Origin of the sequence: Agriterribacter sp. (genome assembly GCF_035444585.1) — a bacterium.
Taxonomy (GTDB): Bacteria; Bacteroidota; Bacteroidia; order Chitinophagales; family Chitinophagaceae; genus Agriterribacter.
In genome coordinates, this window is record NZ_DAOMOZ010000151.1 from 10,499 (window position 1) to 12,356 (window position 1,858).

At 42.0% G+C, this 1,858-nt stretch carries 2 protein-coding genes; one reads left to right on the top strand and one right to left on the bottom strand.

The window, feature by feature from the left end; genetic code table 11:
* Positions 1–93: 93 nt before the first annotated feature.
* Positions 94–966 carry an AraC family transcriptional regulator gene (locus PLH26_RS15205; RefSeq protein WP_324586884.1) on the bottom strand — a complete coding sequence of 291 codons (873 nt, stop codon included), beginning with the start codon at positions 964–966 and terminating at the stop codon, positions 94–96.
* 240 nt (positions 967–1,206) lie between these two features.
* Between PLH26_RS15205 and PLH26_RS15210 the strand changes: the two genes are divergently transcribed.
* Positions 1,207–1,858: carboxypeptidase-like regulatory domain-containing protein (locus PLH26_RS15210; RefSeq protein ID WP_324586885.1), on the top strand; the 652-nt coding region annotated here is incomplete at its 3' end.

A 1,858-nucleotide genomic window follows, 5' to 3' on the forward strand; every position in this document is an offset into this window, starting at 1 on the left:
TTGACCCTGAAAGGGCCTAACGTTTATAACTATACGATGAAGAGTATTACGACCCAGAAAGGGTCGTACAAAATCTTTGTTGCGCCGTGAAGATCATACCGGCTGGTACAAAGAGACCTTCTGATAGTTCATTCGATAGGTCTTGGGCTGGCAGTCTTTGAACTTCTTGAACTGCCTGTAAAAGAAAGGAATGCTTTCAAAGCCGGAAGCATAACATATTTCACTTATCTGCTTGTCGGTTTCAATAAGCAGCCGGCAGGCCCTGTTGATCTTGTATTCATTTAAAAATTCGAAGAAGGGCTTTTTCATGGTTTTACTGAAATACCTTGAGAAATACTCTTCGGTCATGTTCAGCTTTGATGCAATATCAGCAAGGGAAACCTGCTCCTGGTAATGGGCCTGGATATAATTGTAAACGGTATTGATGCGTGTTTTGTCGGTATCATTAAGATCGCCGGTAAATTCCTGTTCACACAAAAACCGGAACGCAGTATTGTGCGCCAGATCCTGTAATATCTGCAGCAGTATCATCAGCTTATCAAATGGTGATGCATTGAGCAGATCAAAGAATTTTTGCTTCAATTCCGCAGCTATACCATTGTCAACCTTGATGCCTTTGTTCATTGAGGCGGCTAAATTCCTGATGGACTCAAACTCTATGCTCTGCATCCATGATTTGTCAAAAAATTCTTCCTTCAGGTAGATGACAATAGCGGTTACGGGTTGTTCCTGGTCGTTAGCTGTATTCCATGTATGCGGTAAGTTGGAGCCGAGTAGAACCAGCTCCTCGTCATAAAAATTTTCAATCGAGTTACCCACATATCTTACTCCCTTGCCGCTCATGATAAAGGTGAGCTCGAGTTCTGAATGATAGTGCCAGGGATAGTAAAACTCTTTACTGTTTTTTTGGAATTCTACTTTAAATAGCCTTGATTCGGATGGTATGGGTTTATAGTGCGGTTTCATTTCTTAAATGTATGGTAATTGGTAGTATTTTTTTCACATTTAACATTTTGTGCGACAAAATAGGATAGTAAATGAGCAAAATAGGTTAATTGGCCGTATGGGTAGTGCAAGATAAGGTACTGATCGGGCAAGATCGTGTAAAAAAAACAGCAGTTCGAAAAATACTTTTGTATGGCATGAAACGGGCACCATTGACCAACCCGTTGAATCTAAAATTAAGCTACACACAAAACAATTGCTATGAATTTAAAACTATTACCATTTCCCATTTCAGGAAAAACAGTTTTGACGCTGTTTATTGCTCTCCTTTTTGGAAGCGCCGTTCTTGCGCAAGCCGGTTTTACACTTACAGGTAAAATTACAGACGGCGAAACTGCTCTGGCAGATGTGTCCGTTATCGTCCAGGAAACGCAACAGGGTACTACCACCAATAACGATGGTACGTTTAGCTTAACCGTTTCATCCGGACAAACCCTTGTTATTTCTCATACGGGATTTGAAACACAAACAATAAAAATTGGTAACCAAAACCAGTTGACTGTTGTTTTGGAGGCATCGCAAGGCAATGTGCTCGACGATGTAGTGATAGTAGGGTATGGAACGCAAAGGAAAACATCTTTAACTGCGGCTGTATCTACTATGAAAGGACAGGAAATTGCTTCTGTGCCTATTGCTAACTTAAGCAATGGCTTAGGCGGGAGAGTGTCTGGCGTTATTGTAAAGCAGGGTTCAGGCGAGCCGGGATATGACGGCTCCAATATTTACATCAGGGGCTTGTCTTCCACAGGAGCCAGCCAGCCGCTGCTGATCGTTGACGGTATTCCAAGGTCGTTCCAGCACCTGGATCCTAATGCAATAGAAACATTTACGGTGTTAAAAGATGCCGCTGCTG

What these genes read in the sequence shown, in the direction of transcription:
- PLH26_RS15205 (WP_324586884.1), bottom strand. Translation starts at nt 966, where the DNA reads ATGAAACCGCACTATAAACCCATACCATCCGAATCAAGGCTATTTAAA.